Source organism: Bacteroides sp. MSK.20.82 (genome assembly GCF_019052485.1).
Classification (GTDB): domain Bacteria; phylum Bacteroidota; class Bacteroidia; order Bacteroidales; family Bacteroidaceae; genus Bacteroides; species Bacteroides thetaiotaomicron.
Map to the genome: position 1 here is coordinate 1 of NZ_JAHQUN010000160.1, position 317 is coordinate 317.

The 317-nt window shown below is 48.3% G+C and carries 1 pseudogene; it reads right to left on the reverse strand.

Annotated features, from left to right (window positions below):
* A pseudogene (locus KTR07_RS28280) lies at positions 1 to 317 on the reverse strand (capsule biosynthesis protein); the annotation flags it as partial.

Below are 317 nucleotides of genomic sequence, written 5' to 3' on the forward strand. Positions count from 1 at the left end.
GTAGGACCACCCGCTTTATTCACCAGATCGGAAAGACGTTCCTCACGGCTGGTCATGGCATAATTTCCTCCGAAAAGGATTTCACCATCAATGACTACATTCTGTTGTGCCTGATAACCCGGACTGCGACGGACATAAACTTCATCATAAGGCTGAAGGATAAAACCGGGCTGACCGTCAATGACAAAACCATCCTTTAAAGAGAAGGTATACATCTGACCGATAGTATCATTATCCGCGGTACTACGGGGATTCTTGATTCGTCTCGACACATCAATGCGGACAGTGGAGGCGGCTTCTTTCAAGCCACCGGCCTG